The 15477-nt window shown below is 70.6% G+C and carries 16 protein-coding genes; 7 read left to right on the forward strand and 9 right to left on the reverse strand.

Annotated features, from left to right (window positions below):
• Positions 1-3 precede the first annotated feature (3 nt).
• Positions 4-600 carry an AMIN-like domain-containing (lipo)protein gene (locus ACFSKW_RS08605; protein WP_379570948.1) on the forward strand — a complete coding sequence of 199 codons (597 nt, stop codon included), beginning with the start codon at positions 4-6 and terminating at the stop codon, positions 598-600.
• 5 nt (positions 601-605) lie between these two features.
• Positions 606-959 (forward strand): cupin domain-containing protein, encoded by a 354-nt coding sequence (locus ACFSKW_RS08610; protein WP_379570950.1) that lies wholly within the window; start codon positions 606-608, stop codon positions 957-959.
• On the opposite strand, the gene ACFSKW_RS08615 is transcribed toward ACFSKW_RS08610, so the two are convergent.
• The 3 genes from ACFSKW_RS08615 to ACFSKW_RS08625 form a co-directional block, all read right to left on the reverse strand.
• Positions 875-3004, reverse strand: coding sequence for an MMPL family transporter (locus tag ACFSKW_RS08615; protein WP_379570952.1), 2130 nt, complete (start codon positions 3002-3004; stop codon positions 875-877). The genes ACFSKW_RS08610 and ACFSKW_RS08615 overlap by 85 nt on opposite strands.
• 147 nt (positions 3005-3151) lie before the next feature.
• The gene (locus tag ACFSKW_RS08620; protein WP_379570954.1) at positions 3152-3364 is read right to left on the reverse strand and encodes a hypothetical protein; all 213 of its coding nucleotides are present in this window, start codon (positions 3362-3364) and stop codon (positions 3152-3154) included.
• The gene (locus ACFSKW_RS08625) at positions 3361-3648 is read right to left on the reverse strand and encodes an ArsR/SmtB family transcription factor (RefSeq protein WP_379570956.1); all 288 of its coding nucleotides are present in this window, start codon (positions 3646-3648) and stop codon (positions 3361-3363) included. The genes ACFSKW_RS08620 and ACFSKW_RS08625 overlap by 4 nt, the downstream gene beginning before the upstream one ends.
• Before the next feature lie 109 nt (positions 3649-3757).
• Between ACFSKW_RS08625 and ACFSKW_RS08630 the strand changes: the two genes are divergently transcribed.
• The 3 genes from ACFSKW_RS08630 to ACFSKW_RS08640 all read left to right on the forward strand — a co-directional run bounded on the left by ACFSKW_RS08630 (position 3758) and on the right by ACFSKW_RS08640 (position 6312).
• Positions 3758-4828, forward strand: a complete 1071-nt coding sequence (locus ACFSKW_RS08630; RefSeq protein WP_379570958.1) for an adenosine deaminase — start codon at positions 3758-3760, stop codon at positions 4826-4828.
• Positions 4825-5430 (forward strand): PH domain-containing protein, encoded by a 606-nt coding sequence (locus tag ACFSKW_RS08635; RefSeq protein WP_379570960.1) that lies wholly within the window; start codon positions 4825-4827, stop codon positions 5428-5430. Before ACFSKW_RS08630 ends, ACFSKW_RS08635 begins: the two co-directional genes overlap by 4 nt.
• Before the next feature lie 63 nt (positions 5431-5493).
• Positions 5494-6312 carry a MerR family transcriptional regulator gene (locus ACFSKW_RS08640; RefSeq protein ID WP_379570961.1) on the forward strand — a complete coding sequence of 273 codons (819 nt, stop codon included), beginning with the start codon at positions 5494-5496 and terminating at the stop codon, positions 6310-6312.
• 4 nt (positions 6313-6316) lie between these two features.
• On the opposite strand, the gene ACFSKW_RS08645 is transcribed toward ACFSKW_RS08640, so the two are convergent.
• The 4 genes from ACFSKW_RS08645 to ACFSKW_RS08660 are packed head-to-tail and all read right to left on the reverse strand — an operon-like array spanning position 6317 to position 10989.
• A complete protein-coding gene (locus ACFSKW_RS08645; protein ID WP_379570963.1) occupies positions 6317-7930 on the reverse strand; it encodes a phospho-sugar mutase in 1614 nt (537 codons plus the stop codon).
• Positions 7927-8721, reverse strand: a complete 795-nt coding sequence (locus ACFSKW_RS08650) for a purine-nucleoside phosphorylase (RefSeq protein ID WP_379570965.1) — start codon at positions 8719-8721, stop codon at positions 7927-7929. Before ACFSKW_RS08650 ends, ACFSKW_RS08645 begins: the two co-directional genes overlap by 4 nt.
• A gap of 1 nt (position 8722) precedes the next feature.
• Entirely contained in the window at positions 8723-10027 is a 1305-nt protein-coding gene (locus tag ACFSKW_RS08655) for a M20/M25/M40 family metallo-hydrolase (protein ID WP_379570967.1), read from the reverse strand.
• A complete protein-coding gene (locus ACFSKW_RS08660) occupies positions 10024-10989 on the reverse strand; it encodes an Lrp/AsnC family transcriptional regulator (protein WP_379570969.1) in 966 nt (321 codons plus the stop codon). The genes ACFSKW_RS08655 and ACFSKW_RS08660 overlap by 4 nt, the downstream gene beginning before the upstream one ends.
• A gap of 109 nt (positions 10990-11098) precedes the next feature.
• On the opposite strand from ACFSKW_RS08660, the gene ACFSKW_RS08665 reads away from it, so the two are divergent.
• On the forward strand, positions 11099-12400 hold the full coding sequence (locus ACFSKW_RS08665; protein ID WP_379570971.1) for an MFS transporter: 1302 nt from the start codon (positions 11099-11101) through the stop codon (positions 12398-12400).
• Here the strand turns inward: ACFSKW_RS08665 and ACFSKW_RS08670 are convergent.
• On the reverse strand, positions 12397-12849 hold the full coding sequence (locus ACFSKW_RS08670) for a gamma-glutamylcyclotransferase family protein (protein ID WP_379570973.1): 453 nt from the start codon (positions 12847-12849) through the stop codon (positions 12397-12399). The two genes, ACFSKW_RS08665 and ACFSKW_RS08670, sit on opposite strands and share 4 nt — an antisense overlap.
• A gap of 58 nt (positions 12850-12907) precedes the next feature.
• Here ACFSKW_RS08670 and ACFSKW_RS08675 point away from each other — a divergent pair, with 58 nt between their 5' ends.
• Positions 12908-14302, forward strand: coding sequence for an NAD(P)H-quinone dehydrogenase (locus ACFSKW_RS08675; RefSeq protein WP_379570975.1), 1395 nt, complete (start codon positions 12908-12910; stop codon positions 14300-14302).
• 19 nt (positions 14303-14321) lie between these two features.
• Here ACFSKW_RS08675 and ACFSKW_RS08680 read toward each other — a convergent pair whose 3' ends face one another.
• Positions 14322-15284 carry a pentapeptide repeat-containing protein gene (locus tag ACFSKW_RS08680; protein WP_379570977.1) on the reverse strand — a complete coding sequence of 321 codons (963 nt, stop codon included), beginning with the start codon at positions 15282-15284 and terminating at the stop codon, positions 14322-14324.
• Positions 15285-15477 lie beyond the last annotated feature (193 nt).

Consider the following 15477-nt stretch of genomic DNA (forward strand, 5'->3'; position numbering starts at 1 on the left):
GGTATGCGGTATTCGCGCGTTGGCGTCCTCGTGGCCGGGCTGGCCGTACTGGCCGGGTGCGGCACCGGCGCGCCCACGACCACCTCGGTCGCGCCCGGCACGGCGCCCTCCGCGTCCACCGCCCCCGTCGGCGGGACGCCATCACCGGCCGCGCCCGCGAGCGCCGCCGTGCCGACGAGCACCAAGGACGTCGAGGTGGAGGGCGACCCCGGTGAGGCCGTCCTGGTCAAGACGGTCAGGTTCGCCGACCACGGCTCCTTCGACAGGGTCGTCATCGACCTCGACGGCGACGTCTCCAGCTACAGCGTCAGATGGGTCGACGAGCTGCTCCAGGACGGCTCGGGCGAGCCGATCGAGGTGAAGGGCGGCGCCTACCTGCAGGCCACGCTCAAGCCGGCCAACGCGCACACCGACGACGGCTCGCCCACGTGGACCGGCGGGCCGATCTTCCAGGCGGCGCTCGGCAACGTGCAGAACGTCGTCAAGACGGGCGACTTCGAGGGCGTGGTCGGCGTCGGCCTGGTGCTCGACCACCGTGCCCCGTTCTCGGTGACGGAGCTGACCGGGCCCGACCGCCTGGTCATAGACGTGGCACACTGACAGACGTGGTGAGAAAGATCGAAGGGGCGACCCGTATCCCCGTTCCGGGCGGCAAGGTCATCGACGAGCACATCGGCCGCGTCAACAGCGGCGATGAGGCCGTCTCCATCGCGCACATGACGGCGCCGCCGGGATGGGAGGAGCCCGCGCAGACACCGGAGTTCACCGAGTACACGGTCGTGCTGCGAGGGACCGTCGTGATCGAGCACGCCGAGGGCGTCACCGAGGTGTCGGCGGGCCAGTCGTTCGTGTCCGAGCCCGGCGAGAAGATCCGCTACAGCGTGGGTCCCGACGGGGCCGAGTACGTCGCGGTCTGCCTGCCCGCGTTCTCGCCCGACACGGCCAACCGCGACGAGTAGGACCCCGGCCACCAGCTCCTCCTGCCCAGCAGCACCAGCGCCGCGGGCAGGATCAGCACCCGCACCACGACCGCGTCCAGCAGGACGGCGACGGCCAGGCCGAGACCGATCTGCCTCATCTCGGCCAGGTGAAGGAAGACGAAGCTGGCGAACACCGTCACCATCACCACCGCCGCGCTCGTCACGACGCTCGCCGAGCGGGCGACCCCGTCGATCACCGCGGTCCTGTGCCCCAGGCCCCGCTCGACCGCCTCCTTGATCCTGCTGACGACGAACACCTGGTAGTCCATCGACAGCCCGAACAGGATGACCAGCAGGAACAGCGGCACCCGCGAGCCGACCGTGTGGAAGACCAGCGTGAGCACGCCCATGGCGGCGGTCGCCGACAGGACGTTGAGCACGACCCCGACCGCCCCGATGACCACCGAGCGGAACACCGCCACCGTCATCGCGAACGTCACCAGCAGCAGCGCACCGCCGACCAGCGGCAGCTTGGCGTTCTGGTGGGCGAGGTAGTCGGCGTCGCGGGCGACGTCCCCCGACACGTACGCCTCGACGCCCTCGACGGCGCCGAGAGTCGCGGGCAGGTGGACGGTCCTCAGGCGGTCGAGCGAGCGTCCCGCCTCCGCCGAGCTGAGCCGGTACGGCGAGGCCACGTCGAGCACCGCGACCGTTTCGTCCGCCGACAGGCGGAGCGCGGGGTCGCCGGTGTACAGGGGGTCGTGCCGCGTCCGCCGTACGAGCTCGCGCAGGGCGGCCGTCATCTCCGCGCGCCGGCCGGATGTCGCCCTGGCCACGACCTGGTGGCGGATGCGCAGCTCGGGGAAGGCCGCCGTCAGCCTGTCGTAGGACTGCAGGGCCGGGATCTCGCGCGAGTGGCTGTCCTTGTTGAGCACCCGCTGCTCCATCCCGAGCAGCGGCAGGGACAGCACGACCATGACCAGTACGGAGGCGGCCAGCGTGATCCCTGGGCGCCTGGCGGCGGGCGTGAGCAGGGCGTCCCACAACCGGCCCGCACGCGCCTGCTTCGGCCGCGCACTGGTTCGCCGTCCGATGAGCACCAGCAAGGCGGGCAGCGCGGTCAGAGAGCTGATCACGGAGGCGAGGACGACCACGATCGTGCCGGTGGCCAGCGAGGAGAAGACCACGTCGGTGGCGAGGTAGAGGGTCGCGGTGGAGACGATCACCGCCAGGCCGGAGACGACGATCATCCTTCCCGAGGTGGCGGCGGCCAGCTCGACCAGCGCCTCGGGGCTGAGCCTGCCGCCGGCCCTCGCCCGCTCCTCGCGCTCGCGTTTGAGGTAGAAGAGCGTGTAGTCGACGCCGACGGCCATGCCGATCAGCAGGATGACGTTGGTGCCCACGCCCGCGTCCGGCGAGAGGTGCGAGGCCAGCATCGACAGGCCGACGGCGGCGGCGATCGACGAGAGCGCCAGCAGGAGCGGCACGCCCGCCATGATCACCGAGCCGAACACCACCAGCAGCGTGACCAGGGTCACGGGGAAGGTGATCGCCTCCGACAGCGCCAGGTCCTGGCCGCGCTGCCGGTCCACGCCCTTGCCGATGGAGGCCGTGCCGGTCTGCTCCACGCGTAGCGCGGGATGGGCCCGCTGGACCGCGTCCGTCTGGGCGGTGAGGGCGGCGACCTTGGCCTTGCCGTCCAGCTCGGCGCCCTTCATGGTGACCGACACCAGGAGTGCGGAGCCGTCGGCCGACCTCACGGGGGAGGCGACGCCGTGGACCTCGGGCAGCGCCTTCATCCTGGCGGTGAGCTCGCGGGCCGCCGTGTCCGACTCCTCGGCGAGGCCAGAGATCATCACCCGCTCGACGGGTCTGTTCCGCAGCTCGCCTGCCTCGGCGATCGCCTCCGCGCGACCCGCCTCGCCGACGCGGTAGTCGGCGCTCGTGGCGTTCCTCGTGCCGACGGCCGAACCCACGGCCAGGCAGAGTGCCACGAACAGTAGCCAGCAGCCGATCGCCCGCCACGGATGCGTGGCGCTCCACATCGCCGCCCTCACGGTCGGCGGTTTGCGTTCGAGCAGCATGAGCTGCTCTCCTTTCCTTGGAGGTTCGTGCGCGTTGAAGACACGCCGTTGCGGCGTGGGTCGCGCGACTTCCTGAACCGGGGCGGCGAGTTGCCGCTCGCCGCCCCGGGTTGGTGATGCCCGTCAGTCGACGGTGTGTGCTGCGCGTCAGTCGACGCTGCGCAGAAGCTGTTCCACCGCGGCGACCCGGGAGGTCAGCTCCGTCAGCCTGGCGTTGGTCTGGTCGGCCAGTTCGCGGTAGCGCTCTTCGGCGGCGGTCTCGGCGCGCTGCCGTACGAGCCTGAAGTAGAACTCCATGCAGCCCAGGGCGACCACGCCGAGGGTCACCATGACCATGCCGGGGATGATGATGTCCTTCAAGCGGTCGGTCCTCCCTGCTCATCGGATTGCAGCACGTCGAGGATCGTCCCCGCCGTCAGGTGGATGTCGAAGGGGAGCAGCGCGTAGAGCTTCATCGCCTTTCCGTCGGGCGACAGCTCCAGGTCGCCCGCGACCAGGCCGGCCTTCTCCATGCGTTCGAGGTGCATGTAGAGCAGTGGGCGCGAGATGCCGAGGCGCCTGGCCAGCTCACTGACGTGCACTCGGCCCCCGGCCAACTCGGCCACGATCCTCAGTCGCAGCGGGTGGCCGACGGCCGCCAGCACCGCGAGCAGCTCTTCGCTGGTCAGCGGCTCCTCCTTTCACCTGTAATAAAAGCCTTACATGTGGAAGGGTGTTCGTCAAATGTGGGATCGGTGGCGATAGGATGACGAAATGAGCCAGCGACCCAGTCATGACGACATCCGCAGGGCGCCCAAGGTGCTGCTCCACGACCATCTCGACGGTGGTCTGCGGGCGGAGACGATCGTCGACCTGGCCCGCGAGTCGGGCTACGACCGGCTGCCCACCACCGACCCTGACAACCTCAGGCAGTGGTTCGAGGAAGCCTCCGACTCCGGATCGCTGGTGCGCTACCTGGAGACCTTCGACCACACGGTCGGCGTCATGCAGACCCGCGAGGCCCTGGTCAGGGTGGCCGCCGAGTGCGCCGAGGACCTGGCGGCCGACGGCGTCGTCTACGCCGAGATCCGCTACGCGCCCGAGCAGCACACCACGACGGGGCTCAGCCTCGACCAGGTCGTCGAGGCCGTGCTCGAAGGCTTCGGCCGGGTCCCCGGCATCAAGGTCGGCACGCTGCTGACCGCGATGCGGCACCAGGCGCGCTCCATGGAGATCGCCGAGCTCGCCGTCCGCTATCGCGACGTCGGCGTGGTCGGCTTCGACATCGCGGGCGCCGAGGCCGGGTATCCGCCCACCAGGCACCTCGACGCGTTCGAGTACCTGCAGCGGGAGAACGCGCACTTCACCATCCACGCCGGCGAGGCCTTCGGCCTGCCGTCGATCTGGCAGGCCATCCAGTGGTGCGGCGCCGACCGGCTCGGCCACGGCGTGCGGATCATCGACGACATCTCGGTCGCCGAGGACGGCACGGCCAAGCTCGGCCGCCTGGCCGCCTACGTGCGTGACAAGCGCATCCCGCTGGAGATGTGCCCGACCTCCAACCTGCAGACGGGGGCCGCCGCCTCGATCGCCGAGCACCCCATCGGGCTGCTGCGCCGCCTCCACTTCAGGGTGACCGTCAACACCGACAACAGGCTGATGAGCTCGACCTCCGTCTCGCAGGAGTTCGCCAAACTGGTCGAGGCCTTCGACTACGACTGGGACGACCTGCAGTGGTTCACGGTCAACGCCATGAAGTCGGCGTTCATCCCGTTCGACGAGCGGCTCTCGCTCATCAACGGCGTCATCAAACCCGGATTCGCGCAGCTCAAGTGGCAGGCATGAAGCAGACCTACCGCTCGGCGACCGCCTTCGTCCTCGGCTGGATCTGGGTGGCGTTCGTGGCGTTCAACGCCTTCGACCTGACGATCCGCTACAGCGGCAAGTCGTCGCTGGTGGCGGGGGCCGTCCTCGGCGTGCTGACCGCGCTCGTCTACGTCACGGCACTGCGGCCCGCCACCGTCGTCGCGGAGGACGGGCTGCGGGTGCGCAACCCGCTGCGCACGACGTTCCTGCCGTGGTCGGCCATCGACGACGTCCAGGTCTCCCACACCATCAACGTCACGTACGGCGACAAGGTGCTGCGGGCGTGGACACCGCAGGCCTCGGCGAGGGAGCGGGCCAAAGCCAGCCGTCGCGGTGCCCCGCGCGAGCAGCGCGGGCGCTACAGGACCGAACCCGTCCTGTCCAAGGGGGAGCGGGCCGCCCAGGAGGCCATGGCGGGCAAGACGCACGCCGACTGGGTGGCCGAGCAGATCACCGAACGCGTCGAGACCGCCAAGCGCCGCGACGCGCTCGCGGGCCAGGTCAGGGCCGTCTGGGCGCCCGACGCGCTCGCGGCCGGCGTGGTCGCCGTCGCCCTGGTCGTGCTCGCCGTCCTGCTCTGACCTCCCGCGCGGAGGGCGTCGGTTGACCCTGACACCGTGTCAGGTCCTAGACCTGGAGGAGTCATGTTCAGCATCGGAGACTTCGCCAGGCTCGGCCTCGTGTCGGTGCGCATGTTGCGCCACTACGACGCCATCGGCCTGCTACGCCCCGCCCACGTCGACCCTGCCACCGGCTACCGCTCCTATCAGGCGGGGCAGCTGGCACGGCTCAACCGCGTCGTCGCGCTCAAGGATCTCGGCTTCACCCTGGAACAGGTGGGCTCGATCCTCGACGAGAAGGTCAGCGCCGAAGAGCTGCACGGCATGGTACGGCTGCGCCGCGCCCAGCTGGCGGCGCAGATCAGCGCCGACGTGGCCAGGCTGCGCGGAGTGGAGGCGAGGCTCCGGACGATCGAGAGGGAAGGCTTCATGAGCGCCGACGACGTCGTGATCAAGAAGGTCGCGCCGGTCAGGGTGGCCCAGCTCAGCGCCAGGGCCGTCAGCTACGAGACAGAGGACATCGGCCCCGTCATCCAGCCGCTCTACCGCCAGATGTGCGAGCGGCTGGAGGCGGCGGGCGTGCCCATGCAGGGTCCGGGCATCGCCTACTACCTGCCGGAGGACGACGGCTCCGTGATGGTGCACGCGACGTTCCCCGTCAATCTCGACTCGGGCGAGGGCCACGACTTCGAGGTCGTGGACCTGCCCGGCATCGAGACGGCGGCCACCATCATCCACCGGGGGCCGATGGAGAACGTCGGTCCCACGTTCCAGACGCTCGCCCACTGGATCGAGGAGAACGGCTACCAGGCGCTCGGTCTGGCCCGCGAGGTCTCCCTGCACTGCCCGCCCGACCTGGACGAGTGGGTGCACGAGCTCCAGATGGAGATCGCCAAGGTCTGACCGGTCACAACCCCAGGACCGAGCGCAGGTCCGCCTTGAGCGCGTCGAGGTCCTCGCCCGCGGTGGCGCGGGCCTCGGCGACCTCGCCGGTCACGGGGATCACGACCTCCAGGTAGCACTTGAGCTTCGGCTCGGTTCCCGAGGGACGCACGACGACACGCGCGCCGCCGGCCAGGCGGTAGCGCAGGCCGTCGGTCGGCGGCAGCCCGCCCGCGCCTTCCGACAGGTCGTCCCAGGACTCCACGGCCATGCCGCCCAACGACTCTGGCGGCCTCGCCCGCAGCCTCGCCATGGCGTCGGCGATGAGCGACAGGTCCGCGACGCGGAAGGACAGCTGCGAGGTGGCGTGCAGGCCGTACCGCCTGGCCTGCTCGTCGAGCAGGTCGAGGAGCGTGCGCCCTGCGGCCTTCGCCTCGGCGGCGATGCCGGCGACGGTGAGCGCGGCGCCGATCCCGTCCTTGTCGTGGACGGGCAGCCCGTGCTCGCCGCCGACGCTGTAGCCGAGCGCCTCCTCGTAGCCGTAGACCAGGCCCTCGCCCGCCCGCATGATCCACTTGAATCCGGTGAGCGTCTCCGTGTAGCGCACACCACGCGCCTGAGCGATCTTGCCGAGCAGCGTCGAGGACACGATCGTGGTGGCCACCAGCCGGTCGCCGCGCGTGTGAGTGATCACGTGCTCGCCGAGCAGCGCGCCCACCTCGTCGCCCGTCAGCATCCTGTACGCGCCGCCGCCCAGCGGCACGCCTACCGCGCACCGGTCGGCGTCGGGGTCGTTGGCCAGCACCAGGTCCGCTCCGACCTTCGTGGCGAGCGCCAGCGCGAGATCCATCGCGCCCGGCTCCTCCGGGTTGGGGAAGGCCACCGTGGGGAAGTCGGGATCGGGCCGGCGCTGTTCCTCGACCGTCGCGGGCTCCTCGAAGCCCGCTCCGCGGAAGGCGCTGACGAGCGTGCCGTGGCCGACGCCGTGCAACGGGGTGTAGGCGACGCGCAGGTCACGGGCCTGCCCCAGGGGCAGCTCGGTGACGGCGGCCAGGTAGGCCTCGACGATGGCGCCGTCGAGCACGTCGCCCTCGCCCAGCGGCAGGGCGTCGACGGGCCCCACCGCGTCGATCGCGGCCGAGATCCAGCCGTCCACCGGCGGCACGATCTGCGAGCCGTCGCCCCAGTAGACCTTGTAGCCGTTGTCGCGGGGCGGGTTGTGGCTCGCCGTGACCGTGACGCCCGCGTCCGCGCCGAGATGCCGTACGGCGAAGGCCAGGACGGGCGTGGGCAGCGGCTCGGGCAGCAGCGAGGCCCGCAGGCCCGCGCCCGCCAGCACGGCCGCGGTGTCCCTGGCGAACACGTCGGACTTGTGACGGGCGTCGTAGCCGATGACCACGTGCTTGCCGGGGCCGAGAACGGCGGCCAGGCCGGCGGCGGCGCGCATCACGGTGACGCGGTTCATCCGGTTCGGGCCCGCGCCGAGCTCGCCGCGCAGGCCGGCCGTACCGAACTCCAGCTTGGCTCCGAAGCGGTCGGCGAGCGCCTCGGGGTCGTCGAGGAGGCCCACCAGCTCCGCTCTGGTATCAGGATCGGGGTCCTGGGCCAGCCATGCCAGCGCCGCTTCCCGCGCGCTCACAGCTTGTCGACCACTTTGGCCAGCAGCGCGCCCATCCGCGTCGCGGTGGCCCGGCCGACCTCGAGGACCTCCTCGTGGTTGAGCGGGTCGCCGACCAGGCCCGCGCCCGGGTTGGTGACCAGCGAGATGCCGAGCACCTCCGCACCGCCCTCGCGGGCGGCGATCGCCTCCAGGACCGTGGACATGCCCACCATGTCGCCGCCGAGCGTGCGCAGCATCCTGATCTCGGCGGGCGTCTCGTAGGTCGGCCCGCGGAAGGCGACGTAGACGCCCTCGGCCAGCGAGGAGTCGACCTCGCGTGCCAGGGCGCGCAGCCGCTTGGAGTAGACCTCGGTCAGGTCGATGAAGGTGGCGCCGGTCAGCGGGTTGGCGCCGGTCAGGTTGATGTGGTCGCTGATCAGGACGGGCTCGCCGACGGCCTGCGTCTCGGGGCGCAGACCGCCGGCCGCGTTGGTCAGCACCACCGTGCGCACGCCCGCCGCGATCGCCGTCCGCACGCCGTGGACGACCGGCTCGACGCCGAGGCCCTCGTACAGGTGGGTGCGGCCGAGGAAGATCAGCGCGTGGCGCCCCGAAGGGGTGCGCACCACGCGGATCCTCCCCGCGTGACCGGCGACCGCGGGTGGGTTGAAGCCCGGCAGATCGGTCACAGGTAGTTCGACGAGCGTCTCGCCGATCGCGTCCGCGGCGGGCACCCAGCCCGATCCCATCACGAGCGCCACGTCGAAGACGTCGAGCCCGGTGGCCTTCCTCAGGGCGGCAGCGGCCTCCTGGGCGTGAACATAGGTCATCTCAGTAGTTTAGGAGGAGCCGGTCAAGCACCCGCACTCCGAACTGCAGCGACTCAACCGGGACACGCTCATCCACACCGTGGAACATCCCCGCGAAGTCCATGTCCTTGGGCAAACGCAGCGGAACGAATCCGAACCCTCGCACACCGAGGTCAGCGAAGAACGTCTTGTTGTCGGTGCCGCCCGACATGCAGTACGGCACCGCGCGCGCCGTCGGGTCCTCCGCCTTCAGAGCCGCGATCATCGACTCGACCAGAGCCCCGTCGAACGTCGTCTCCAGCGCGATGTCGTGCTGCACGAACTCGCGCCGCACGTTCGGCCCCAGCAGCTCGTCGACGGTCTTGAAGAAGTCCTCCTCGTAGCCGGGCAGGAACCGGCCGTCCACGACCGCGCTCGCCTGGCCGGGGATGACGTTGGCCTTGTACCCGGCCTCGAGCATCGTCGGGTTGGTCGTGTGGTGCAGCGTCGCGCCGACGAAACGGACCAGCGGGCCCAGCTTCTCCAGCACGGGTCCCGGGTTCTCGGGGTCGAACGGCAGGCCGAACGCCTCGGACACCTCCGTCAGGAAGCGCCGCACGGTCGGGGTGAGCGTGATCGGCCACTGGTGGCCGCCGAGCCGCGCCACCGCCTTGGCCACCTCGGTCACCGCGTTGCTGTCGTTGAGCATCGAGCCGTGGCCTGCCGTACCGTCGGCGATCAGCCTCATCCAGGACAGGCCCTTCTGCGCCGTCTCGATGAGGTAGAGGCGCAGCGACGGGTCCACCTCCAGCGAGTAGCCGCCCACCTCGCTGATCGACTCGGTGACGCCGTCGAACAGGTCGCGGTGGTTGGCGGTGAGGTACTTGGCGCCGTAGACGCCGCCCGCCTCCTCGTCGGCCACCCACGCGAAGACGATGTCGCGCCTCGGCCGCCTGCCCTCGCGGACCATCTGGCGCAGGACGGCGAGCATCATCGCGTCCATGTCCTTCATGTCGACCGCGCCCCGGCCCCAGATGTAGCCGTCGCGGATCTCTCCGGCGAACGGGTCGACGCTCCAGTCGGCGGCGTTGGCGGGCACCACATCCAGGTGGCCGTGGACCAGTAGGGCAGGGAGCGAGGGGTCGGTGCCCTCGATCCTGGTCACCACGTTGCCCCTGCCGGGAGCGCTCTCGCTGTAGTGCGCCTCGATGCCGACCTCGGCCAGGCGCGCCATGACGACCTCGGCGGCGGCGCGCTCGCCCGGGCCGCTCTCGTCGCCGTAGTTGCTGCTGTCCACGCGGATCAGCTCGGCGGTCAGCTCGGCGACTTCCAGTTCGGCGGGGGTCATGAGTACTCCAGGCTCTTTCGGAGGAATCCACGCTTGTAGGCACGGGTGATGAGGGTGACGTTGACGTCGGTGACGTCGTCGAGCGGGCCGACGACCTCTGTCAGGAACCGGTAGAGGTCGGCCTCGTGAGCGACCGCCACCTGGACGAGCATGGTGTAGGTGCCCGAGGTGGCCGCGCAGTAGCGCACCCCGGGATCCTTGGTGAGTCTCTCACCGACCTGGTCGAGGCCGTGCGGGCGGACGCGCAGCCACAGCTGCGCCTCGACGTCCAGGCCGAGCAGCGAGGGCTCCACCTCCGCGCGCAGCATGAGCAGCCGTCGCTCCAGCAGCGAGGCCACCCTGCGCCTGGCGGTCGGCACCGAGATGCCCAGCTGGTCGGCGATCGCGGTGAACCCGATCCTTCCGTCGGCGACCAGGAGCTCGGCCACCTCGCTCTCCAGCGGGGACAGGCCGTCGTGGTCGGGCAGCTCCACGGGCGTCGCCGCGGGGCGCAGGAGCCCGACCTCCTCGTCGGTGAGGTACGGCGCGTGCCACTCGGCCACCGTGCGGAAGGTGTGCAGAACGACCTGGGTCTGGGTGCCCGCGACGCCGTCGATGCCGTGCACCTCGACGTTGAGGATCTCGTGGAGCGCGGCTCTGGTGGGGGCGACCAGCTCGGCGCCGATGTCGGCGGCGCCCGTCACGGAGTAGACCGAGCGGGTGTCGGCCCTGACGGCCAGCGCGTCGGCCACCGCGGCGGCGGTGCCCGGCCGTACCTGGACGTGCAGGTGGACGGGACGGCCGTGGCCCGAGCGCAGGTCGTCGTAGATGGCGGTGACCTGGACGGCGCCGTCGGAGATCAGCCGCTGGAGCCTCCGGGCGACCGTGCGCTCGTGCTCGCCGACGGCCCTGCCGATCTCGCCCCATGACGCGCGAGGGCTCACCTGCAGAGCGGCGACCAGGCGCCGGTCGAGAACGTCCACCGCGGGCTGTCTCCATGTCGGGTTTGTAAATATGCAGCGAGATATTTGACTGTTTCGGTCGTCCGGATGCACAGTAAGCCATCCCCGCATGCGAAGCAAAGGAGCCCCGGTGGCAACCCCCTCCCTTGAGCATTCGCCACTCGGCATCCCCCGAAGCCGCGGCCGCCAGCTCCTGGCGGCCAACGTCGGCAACGTGGTCGAGTGGTACGACTGGTACGCCTACAGCTTCCTGGCCGTCTACTTCTCCGAGCAGGTCTTCCCCAAGAACGACAACCCTCTCGTCCCGGTGCTGAGCGCGTTCGCGATCTTCGCCGTGGGCTTCTTCATGCGACCGCTCGGCGGCCTGCTGGTCGGCTCCTTCGCCGACCGGTTCGGCCGCAAGGCCGCCATGACGTTCACGATCGTGCTCATGGGCGGCGGCTCGCTCCTGCTGGCCGTCACCCCGACCTACGCGGCCGCGGGCGTGCTCGCGCCGATCGTCCTGACCCTCGCCAGGCTCATCCAGGGCCTGTCGGTCGGCGGTGAGTTCGCCGCCGCGACCACCTTCCTGGTGGAGTCCGCCCCTCCAGGACGCAGGGGCCTGTTCTCGAGCTTCCAGTACGTCAGCACGACCATCGGCCAGCTCCTCGCTTCGGGCCTGGCCGCCCTGCTGGCGACCGTGCTGGTCAAGGAGGACATGGACAGCTACGGCTGGCGCATCCCGTTCGTCATCGGCGCGGTGATCAGCCTGGTCGGCCTGTGGATCCGCAAGGGCGCCGACGAGACCTCCGCTGTGGCGCAGGAGATCCAGGAGGGCAGGTCCGAGCGGCCCAAGCTCTTCGAGTTCCTGACCCGCTACCCGACCAAGGCCGCCCTGATCGTCGGCATCACCGTGGCGGGAACCGTCGCCTACTACACGTGGACGACCTTCCTGCCCACCTACGCGCAGCAGAACGTCGGCTTCGACAAGGCCATGTCGCTGCAGGTCGGCACGATCTCGCTGCTCTTCTTCATGGTGCTGCAGCCGCTGCTCGGCATGCTGTCGGACAAGGTCGGCCGCAGGCCGCTGCTCATCGCCTTCGGCCTGGCCTTCACGCTGCTGCCGGTGCCGCTGCTCGGCGCGCTGTCGAACTCCTTCGCCAGCCTGCTGGCCATCCAGCTCGTCGGCATGGTGTTCCTCGGCTGCTTCACCTCGATCTCGGCCGCGGTGAACTCCGAGCTGTTCCCGACCCGCGTGCGGGCCTCGGGCGCGGGCTTCCCCTACTCGCTGACCGTCGCCATCTTCGGCGGCACGGCGCCGCTGATCGGCACCTGGCTGAAGGACAACGGCAACTCGGGGCTCTTCCCCTGGTACATGTCGGCGCTGGCACTGGTCTCCACCCTGGTCTACGTCTTCGCGCTGAAGGAGACCAAGGACCAGCCGCTGTCCTAGCCGCCCAGGGACGTGCAGGGCCTGCCGCGCAGCGCCTTCACGTAGTCGTCGGGGGCGCCTGCCCGCTCCGCCGCGTCGGCCAGGATGCCGAGGTAGCGCGCGGAGGGCAGGCCGCCCTCGTAGCTGTCGAGCACGTAGAACCAGGCGACGACCTCGCCGTCGAGCGTCTGCACGCGCAGCCGCACCTTGTGGTAGAGGCCGCGGGTGGCGCCCTCCCATTGGTCGAGGGAGTTCTCGTCCCACTCGGGGACGTCGTAGAGCACGACGAAGACCTGCTCGTCAGGGTCCTCGACGATCGTGGAGAGCGCGCCCTCCCAGCCCATGTCCTCCCCGCCGAACGTCAGGCGCCAGCCCTGCAACCAGCCGACGGCGCGCATCGGCGAGTGAGGGGCACGCATGGCCATCTGCTTGGAGTCCATGTTGGAGCCATAGGCGGCGTAGACAGGCACAGCCACCAAGGGTAGCCCCGTTCGTCGGCGCGTCGCGATATGCGGGACAATGGGACACGTGACAAGGATCGTGATCATCGGTGGCGGCCCAGGCGGCTACGAAGCGGCCCTGGTGGCCGCGCAACTCGGCGCGCAGGTCACGATGGTCGAGGAGGACGGCCCCGGCGGCGCCTGCGTGCTGACCGACTGCGTGCCGTCCAAGACCATGATCGCGACCTCGGTCCGCAAGCAGGCGTTGCACGACGCGCCGTCCCTCGGCATCCACTACACCGGCGGGGCCGACGGCGACGTGGGGGTGGCCGAGGTCGACCTGCCGCTGGTCAACAAACGGGTCAAGGAGCTGGCACAGGCGCAGTCCGCCGACATCGGCGCGCGGGTCGCGGCCGAGGGCGTCGAGATCATCAAGGCGCGCGGGCGGCTCGTCGATCCGCAGGTCGTGCGGGCGGGTGACCGTACGATCAGGGCCGATGTGGTGATCGTGGCGACCGGTGCCACCCCGCGCATCCTGCAGGGCGCCGAGCCCGACGGGGAGCGCATCCTCACCTGGCGGCAGCTCTACGACCTCGACGAACTGCCCGAGCACCTCATCGTCGTCGGCTCCGGTGTCACGGGGGCCGAGTTCGCCGGCGCCTACCGCTCGCTCGGCTCCGAGGTCACGCTGGTCTCCTCGCGCGACCGCATGATGCCCAACGAGGACGCCGACGCCGCCGAGGTGCTCGAAGAGGTCTACCGGCGGCGCGGCATGAACGTCATGGGCCGTTCCCGCGCCTCCTCCGTCAAGCGCACGGCCGACGGGGTCGTGGTCACGCTGGAGGACGGCCGTACCGCCGAGGGCTCCCACGCGCTGATGACGGTCGGCATGGTCCCCAACACCTCGGGCCTCGGCCTCGAGGAGGCGGGGGTGACGCTCGACAAGGGCGGATTCGTCCAGGTCGACAAGGTGTCGCGCACCTCCGCTCCCGGTGTCTACGCCGCAGGCGACTGCACAGGCGTGCTCATGCTGGCCTCCGTGGCGGCCATGCAGGGTCGCATCGCGGTCTGGCACGCGCTCGGCGAGGCCGTGCAACCGCTGCGACTGGCGACCGTCGCCTCCAACATCTTCACCGACCCCGAGATCGCCTCCGTCGGCGTGTCGCAGAAGCAGATCGAGGCGGGCGAGATCGAGGCCAACGTGGTCAAGCTGCCGCTCTCGACCAACGCCAGGGCGAAGATGCAGGGCTTCAACGACGGCTTCGTCAAGCTCTTCTGCCGCCCGCACACCGGCATCGTGCTGGGCGGCGTCGTGGTGGCGCCCAGGGCCTCCGAACTGATCCTCGCGGTGTCGGTCGCCGTGCAGCAGCGGCTCACCGTCGACCAGCTCGCCCACACCTTCGCGGTCTACCCCTCGCTGTCCGGGTCGATCACCGAGGCGGCGCGCAGGCTGATGCAGCCGACCGCCGCCATCGGGATCTGACGACGCGCTCCCGCGGCCGTCAGGCGCGGTGGACGCGTGGCCTGCGGGCCGCGCTCGCCCACAGGGTGAGGGTGACGACCAGGCCGAGCGAGCCGACGATCACCAGCACGAGCCCGACGGAGACGCCGCGGCCCGTCGCGGGCGGCTGCGAGCCGATCTCCAGGCTGACCACGCGGTCCTCGCCGGCGCTCGGCGAAGGGGCGGCCGTGGAGAGGCCCTTCACGCCGTCGGGCACGGTCTTCGGCGTGCCGATCGCGCCCGTCAGGTCGAGGTCGTCGGCGAAGGTGAAGTCCGCGTCCTGGACCTTGGCCCCGTGCAGGTCGGCCCCGTCGAGCTCCGCTGAGCTCAGCCGCGCCTCACGCAGGTCGGCGTCGCGGAAGACGGCGTTGGGCGCCTGGATCGTGCCCATGTCGGCCTCGTGCAGCTTGGCCCTCGTGAAGTCCGCCCTGCGGGCGTTGGCCTGACCCATCCTGGCGTCGTCGAGATCCGCGCCGACGAGCTTGGCCAGCGTGAGGTTCGACTGGATGAGGACGGCCCTGGTGAGCCGCGCGCCGCTGAGATTCGCCCTTGGGAACTGCACCTGGCCGGCGTCCGCGTCCACGAGGATCGCTCCGCGCAGGTCGGCGTAGTCGGCGTGCATCTGCCCCAGGTCGGCCTCGCTCAGGTTCGCCTCCCTGAAGTCGGCGTACTTCGCGGTGACCTGGGTGAAGTTGGCCTGCCGTAAGGACGCCTTGCGCAGGATCGCCCCTGTCATGTCCTTCTGGGTGAGGTCGACGCTGTTGAGCTTCGCGCCCGTGAGGTCGGCGCAGCGCAGCGAGGAGGGGAGCGGGCGGCCCTTGGTGAAGTCCACCCCGCGCAGGTTCACCCGGTCGGCGGGACGGCATGGGCCCGCCTGCGCGAGCACAGGGGTCGTGGGCAGCCCCACGGCCACGGGCGGCGCCACGAGAGCGGCGAGAAGCGCGAGGGGGATCAGACGGCGCAACAGGGCCTCCTAGACACTGGCCCCGAGGTCTGCCAGGCGGATCAATTTGCCCCTACTTTACAAACTCGTCCCGCTATGGCGCGCGCCGCCGGCTCTTCTCTTCACGTGGACGCGCGGTCGTCGCCCCGCATCCTGCGGTGGACACGCCAGGGCCCCCGGTGAACGCTCACCGGGGGCCCTGGCGGTCAGATCA

The sequence above is a fragment of the Nonomuraea mangrovi genome (genome assembly GCF_042681425.1).
GTDB lineage: Bacteria > Actinomycetota > Actinomycetes > Streptosporangiales > Streptosporangiaceae > Nonomuraea > Nonomuraea mangrovi.

Excerpts from the sequence above, each read along its gene's own strand:
- ACFSKW_RS08605 (WP_379570948.1), top strand. The coding sequence starts at position 4 with ATGCGGTATTCGCGCGTTGGCGTCCTCGTGGCCGGGCTGGCCGTACTG.
- ACFSKW_RS08615 (WP_379570952.1), bottom strand. The coding sequence starts at position 3,004 with ATGCTGCTCGAACGCAAACCGCCGACCGTGAGGGCGGCGATGTGGAGC.
- ACFSKW_RS08630 (WP_379570958.1), top strand. The coding sequence starts at position 3,758 with ATGAGCCAGCGACCCAGTCATGACGACATCCGCAGGGCGCCCAAGGTG.
- ACFSKW_RS08635 (WP_379570960.1), top strand. The coding sequence starts at position 4,825 with ATGAAGCAGACCTACCGCTCGGCGACCGCCTTCGTCCTCGGCTGGATC.
- ACFSKW_RS08640 (WP_379570961.1), top strand. The coding sequence starts at position 5,494 with ATGTTCAGCATCGGAGACTTCGCCAGGCTCGGCCTCGTGTCGGTGCGC.
- ACFSKW_RS08650 (WP_379570965.1), bottom strand. The coding sequence starts at position 8,721 with ATGACCTATGTTCACGCCCAGGAGGCCGCTGCCGCCCTGAGGAAGGCC.
- ACFSKW_RS08655 (WP_379570967.1), bottom strand. The coding sequence starts at position 10,027 with ATGACCCCCGCCGAACTGGAAGTCGCCGAGCTGACCGCCGAGCTGATC.